Below are 6104 nucleotides of genomic sequence, written 5' to 3'. Positions count from 1 at the left end.
AAATACCAATGAAGTTTAAAACATTACCATTGGCATCTCTGATCACAGATGAGTTACTTGTATGCCATCGCCAAGTACCATTTTTGTGTTTGACTCGATATTCAATTGCGTCTTGTTTTTTACTCGTTGTCAAAATTCTTTGGAAATAATCGGTACAAATATGCACATCGTCAGGATGTATAAAGGGAATAAAAGATTTGCCTTCAACCTCTGCAAGGTCATGCCCAAAAATCTCAGTCCAGTTGGGAGAAACGTAAGAAAATATTCCTGTAAGTGTCAACGCAAAAATAACGTTATTGGCGTTTTCTACAATGCTGCGGAACTTGGCATCACTTTCTATTAAAGCTGCTTGGATGTTGTCGCTGGTGTCGCGGATCAGAACTATGATTTGCTGCTCTGGTAGTGGTAATAACCTAACTACAAAATTATTATTTTCTTCTAGTAAAGGTAAAGTATATTCAAAACTGACTTCATATTGAGTTTCAACTACTTGAGTTATTGCTTGCTGGAAGCGATCGCCTACAGCAGTCGGTAAGCATTCTCGCAAACTCTTGCCCTGACAATCTCCTAGTGGAATGTGCAGATTCTGCATCAATCCTGGCTTGTAATCCAGAATACTTCCATCAGCATCAAGACGAAAGTACAAATCAGGAAGTACTTGCAAAATCGCTGCAAATTCTGATGTTTTTTGGCGTAACTGTGCTTCAACTGCTTGGCGTTTGCTAATTTCAGCTTGCAGTTGTTCTAATGCTGTTGCTAACTCTGTCGCCCGTTCTCTATCTGTAATTTTACGTAGGCGGCGAGAAGAATTTTTAGATGGCGAGTAGCTTTCTGTGAGGGAAGGTTGGCCGATCCCTATCGGTACTTCTGTTAAATCGATACAATAACCGATGTAACCAACAAAGCTACCATCTGGTGCAAATCGTGGCGCGGCTGTATCTAAAATCCAGCAATATTCACCATCAGCCCCACGCAGACGATATTGCCTCTGAAAGGAATCATGCCTCGCAAATGCACTCAGATAGATATCTTCGCATCGCTGTCTATCTTCTGGATGGACGCTGCAAGTCCAAATATTGTCTATTTCCGCTTCTTGAGCAGATGTAGACACGGCTGTTGTTAGATGTGTTCCAGTAAATTCCAGCCAATTGGAATTGAAGTAACAGTAAAGTGCATTGCATCGAGACATCCAAATCATCAGAGGAGCAGTATCCGCTTGCTGACAAAATACCTTTTCATCCTGTTGTCTTTCTTCCTCTTCAACGATGATTTGTTTAACGTAGCTCTGCACCTTTTTAGAAAACACTTTTACCTACCTGCTCTGCCTAAATTATTAAAGTAATATGCTGAAAATATGGTTAATACATGGATATAATCTTGTTTATGCCAACCTGCTACGATCTTAATACTTTATTTATTTTTATATATGCGGTAATTCCTCTTTTACTGTAAATAAATTGAAAAAATGCTGAAGTTATCATTAAGATTAACTTCAGCATTTTTTGGCAAATTTAAGCTATTTATATATCAGAGAACTTGCTTGACTTTGTTTCTTCTTTAAATTACTGAGAAATTCATCTTAACTATGCAATTGCATTGCTGAAAAACCTGATTTAGCTTCACAGAAGCTATATGATTTTCTGTGAAGCGTTTACGTCTTTATAAGAAATTTACAATAATCAAGAATTTCACCCCAAATAAATATTGATTTTTCATCAAGAAAAATTCAGCATGAATTAGAATCTGGCTGATGGATCTATAGCAATCCTAAATGAGTCGTGAAAATCTCTGATTCCTCTCTCTGCGTTCTCTGCGCCACCCTGCGGTTAATTTATTTTTACGGACTGCTATAGCTTGATTAAAATCACGGGTATAAAAGAGTTTGATAACCACATCTATACTAAGCAATCCTCAGTCAATTAGTGGTATAAAACCCAACTTTATTTATTTGTAATGCTGGATGATGACGAATGTATTCTTTTTTATTGTTGTCAACAAAACCCAATTTTTCAAAATTGTCCTGACCATTCAAAACGCCTGATATAGCAATCCTATCTGAGTTAGTAAAAATCTCGGTGATGCTGAACCAGTAAGGAAAAGAGAACAAAAATAGAATTTACAAATCTCACGAATGATTTAGGATTGCTATAGCAAAATCGCAAATTAAATCAGAGAAATGCTAAATGTGATATCAACACATTGCAACAATGGCTGGTAATCGCATTTTATATGTTATAAAGCTCACAGAAATTAATGTTAGGCGGAAACTACTTTATGGAACCAGATAAACTAGGCCGTTTTAAGGAGTACGGCGAATTCATCCTCCGAAAGATAGATTCTGTGCCCCAGTATCCTTCTAAACAAGAAGATTGGGTTCCAGCTAGTCTTGATGACTGTCTGCTTCGTTTGCGATCGGCTGCCCAGAAAACTGTAGACCTGGCAACTTCGCCCGTGAAAATTGGGGTGATGGGGGAATTTAGTAGTGGGAAAACTTTACTTTTAGGCAGTCTAATTGGATATGCAGATGGTTTGCCAGTCAGTGAAAACCCCACTACAGGTAATGTTACCGCCATACATATTATCCCGCAAGACGATTTTGCAACGACGCAATTAAGTAACTTTACGGTAGAGTATCTTTCTCATGAGGGAGTACATGAGTGTCTGCGATTCATGCTAGGAGAAGCTAATAAACGAACCACAGCAGCAGGGCTTCCTCCTATACCAGTATCGAAACTCAACTCTGGCAAAGATATTATTAGCTGGTGTGAAGAAGCATGGAATAGTAGTAACAATTTAGAGCTACGTTATTTACTTCGAGAGTTGGTACTATTCCTGCGGGCTTATCAAGCTTATGGGGAAGTTATGTGTGGTGGACACTACCAAATTGATGCTACCACCGCCCGTGAGGGGCTACAGCTAGTCGAGCAGCCAATGGCAATCCAAACTCTGAAATTTGAGGATTTACCCCCGGCGCATATCCGATTACCAAGTCCACCCCAGAGGCTACCAACAAAGTTATTACAAAATAGCTTCCCATTGATCCGTCGCGTCGATATTGATGTGAAAATCTCACGGGAAATTTGGGATTTTGCAGACGCAGCGAAATTTATTCTCATTGACTTTCCGGGATTGGGGGCTGCGAATTCGGGTGCTAGGGATACCTTTTTGTCATTGCGGGAATTGGCAGAAGTACAGACAATTTTGGTATTGCTAAATGGTAAATCTCCGGGGAGCGATCGCGCCAATAAAATTTTCACCATGATGCAGCAGCAGCGACCGGGACAAGACCTGAAAGATTTAATTCTCGTTGGTGTGGGTCGCTTCGATCAACTACCTTTAGATAGCGAGGGTGGCGAAAGAGAACTTGACCAATTAATTGAAGATAGTCAACATTTACAGGAAAAAACGGTTCTCCAAAAACTCAAAGTTCTGCAAACTACTATTGACGGTGCAGAAGCATTTACAACCCAAAAAGACCGTATCGTTTTACTATCGCCACTGTTGGGATTGGCTGAATTGGCAAAACGTTCTAGTAAAGTCAAAGCTGGTTCACCAGAGTTTTTGGCTAACTTAGACTATCCTGATTATTTAGATCGGTCTAAACGGCTACAAGAGAAATGGGAGCTATTAAGTGAAAAGCTGATAGAATCTGATACCCGTAGCTATTTGGGCAGACAGCTAGGTTACTTTAGTCAAGATGGAGGACTTAGTAAGCTGCGGGAATTGATTCAAACTCATGTAGCTACTCATGGTTTGAAGCAACTACATGAAGATACTAAAAGAGCGGCTGACGTGGTTAATCAGCAACAAGATCACTTGAAAGACATCATAGATGAAATTCACGAGCAAGGTATCCCCACAGGCGATAGTCCCGCTTTTATCGAATTGCGTTTTGTGGTCGAAAGCTTAGATAAAATCTATAGAAATTTCCAAAAAGATATCGGGAAAGAACCACTCAAAGATCGGCGCGGTGTTGTTGTCAGTGATGTAGTGAAAGACGAACTCACCTTTAGAATCCTTAATTGGAACCAGTGGACTTTACTTTTTAACAAAGCCAATAATGGCGCGATCGCTCTGGCAGAATCTAAGGGTGCAGCCGGTAAATTATTCGACCGGGGAAACCGTGTAAATACTTCCCTTCCCACTAAAAGCGATGATTTTTATCCAGTATTTGAGAAAACCGTTAAAGAAGTAGAAGATTTTGCCCGCGATCGCATCCAGCAAGCAGTGGTAGATTTGTTAAACCAATTGTCAAATCATATCGCCCCAGAACGCGAACAATTGCAGGTGTTTTTCCATCCAGAAATGGAGCGAGAAATTGAAGAAAAATTTGGTTTTGAAGATGCCGATCTATTTTACAAATTATTACTAGGATGCGATCCTAACGAATGGAAAGAAGCAATTATCTCGGAAATTACTAGTAAAGACAAAACTGTTGCACCTGAAATTATTTTCCCTTTAGCACGTCAAGACGATAAACACAACGTTGGTCAAATATTTGATTGGGCACCAGAGAAAAGCCAAGGATTACCCAGATCGAGCAATCACCAACTTTTAGTACTGCGGCTGCGAGATGAAATTACTGCTAGCGCCAGCCTCCATCTTGTGCAGTATGTCAGCGAAGTTAATCAGCAAATTAATTCCGAACTAGAAGGTATTTTGGATCAAATTATTCCTAGTTTGCAAAACCTTTCAAAAAAAGAAACTTTGCTGAGATATTTAGCGGCTGGGGAATTGCCATCTGAGATCGAGATTCCTGCCTGGTTGCAAATTATTTCCGAAATCGCCGCAGTTTCTTATTTAGATGATTTGAGATAAGCTAACTCAGAAAATAATTTATTGCGATCGGCTACGGTTATGAGGATATATTTGTGAGACGTGATGCGATTTTTTATGCAATTTTTAAACGTGTTCCCGGATTATTTTTCGAGTTAGTAGAACAGCCACCACCTGAAGCTAGTAGCTATCGCTTTGAATCAGTTGAAGTTAAAGAGCCAACATTTCGGATTGATGGGGTATTTTTACCTCCACCGGATGCAACATCTCAAACAATCTTTTTTGCTGAGGTACAATTCCAAAAGGATGAGTTACTGTACCATCGATTTTTCTCAGAATCCATGCTGTATATGTATCGTAACCCGTCGCTTTACGATGACTGGTACGGAGTAATTATTTTACAGTCTCGCAGCTTGGAACCGGAAAAAACCACTATTCACAGATCGCTACTGAACAGTTCCCAAGTACAACGGATTTATTTAGATGAGTTAGGTAGTCCTGATGAGCAAAGACTAGGTATCAGTTTGATGCAGTTGACTATTGCCTCAGAGACTCAAATGGTGCAAGAAGCGAAACGTTTAATTGAGCGGGTGCAACAAGAACAGATAACTGTCTTGGCTAAGAAGGAGATAATAGATGTAATCACAACAATTGCAGTTTATAAATTCGCAAACTTAAGTCGTGAAGAGGTAGAGGCAATGTTAGGAGTTAAGTTAGAAGAAACTAGGGTTTATCAAGAAGCTAAACAAGAGGGACTAGAACAAGGAGTAGAAATAGGGCGAGAACAAGGATTAGAACAAGGATTAGAACAAGGAATACAACTAGGACGAGAACAGGGATTACAGCAAGGATTACAACAAGGGCGAGAACAAGCAAAACTTGAAGTTGTCCCTCAATTCTTAGCTCTTGGTATGTCGATGCAAGAGGTTGCCCAATCACTTAATTTAACCATCGAACAAGTAAGACTCGCAGCTGAGTAATCACAACAATTACTGGTTATAAATTTGTAAACTTAAGCCGTGAAGAGGTAGAGGCAATGTTTGAAATTAAGTTACAAGAAACTAGGGTTTATCGAGAAGCTAAAGAAGAAGGACTAAAACAAGGACTACAAGAAGGAATACAACAAGGACTACAAGAAGGGCAAGAACTAGCAAAACGTGAACTTATACCTCGGTGTTTAGCTTATGGTATTCCGATAGAAGAGGTTGCGAGGATACTTAATTTAACTATCGAACAAGTCGAACAAATAAGACTTGCAAGTGAGCAAGAATCTTCAATATCAACTTAGTAACTGCTGCAATTTTCATAGCGATGCCTACGCTTTTTCA

Annotated in this window: 4 protein-coding genes; 3 read left to right on the top strand and 1 reads right to left on the bottom strand. The window is 39.6% G+C overall.

The genetic code is table 11. The features are described 5' to 3' along the window. A partial coding sequence (locus HWQ37_RS11405; protein WP_292747094.1) for a PAS domain-containing protein occupies positions 1 to 1306 on the bottom strand: 1306 nt, incomplete at its 3' end. A 968-nt stretch (positions 1307 to 2274) separates the two neighbouring features. Here HWQ37_RS11405 and HWQ37_RS11400 point away from each other — a divergent pair. From HWQ37_RS11400 to HWQ37_RS11390, 3 genes are read left to right on the top strand one after another with little or no spacing between them, the layout of a single operon-like run. Next, positions 2275 to 4818, top strand: coding sequence for a P-loop NTPase family protein (locus HWQ37_RS11400; protein ID WP_292747091.1), 2544 nt, complete (start codon positions 2275 to 2277; stop codon positions 4816 to 4818). Positions 4819 to 4871: 53 nt separating this feature from the next. Continuing rightward, positions 4872 to 5756, top strand: a complete 885-nt coding sequence (locus HWQ37_RS11395) for an Rpn family recombination-promoting nuclease/putative transposase (protein WP_292747088.1) — start codon at positions 4872 to 4874, stop codon at positions 5754 to 5756. A gap of 56 nt (positions 5757 to 5812) precedes the next feature. Then, complete coding sequence (locus tag HWQ37_RS11390; protein WP_292747085.1) at positions 5813 to 6064, top strand: RpnC/YadD family protein; 252 nt, start codon at positions 5813 to 5815, stop codon at positions 6062 to 6064. Positions 6065 to 6104 lie beyond the last annotated feature (40 nt).

The sequence above is a fragment of the Nostoc sp. NMS4 genome, from assembly GCF_017115095.1.
In the GTDB taxonomy this organism is placed as follows: domain Bacteria; phylum Cyanobacteriota; class Cyanobacteriia; order Cyanobacteriales; family Nostocaceae; genus Nostoc.
Note: the sequence above shows the minus strand (reverse complement) of the source record. Positions and strands in the feature narration are given on the sequence as shown.

Excerpts from the sequence above, each read along its gene's own strand:
- HWQ37_RS11400 (WP_292747091.1), top strand. The coding sequence starts at position 2,275 with ATGGAACCAGATAAACTAGGCCGTTTTAAGGAGTACGGCGAATTCATC.
- HWQ37_RS11390 (WP_292747085.1), top strand. The coding sequence starts at position 5,813 with ATGTTTGAAATTAAGTTACAAGAAACTAGGGTTTATCGAGAAGCTAAA.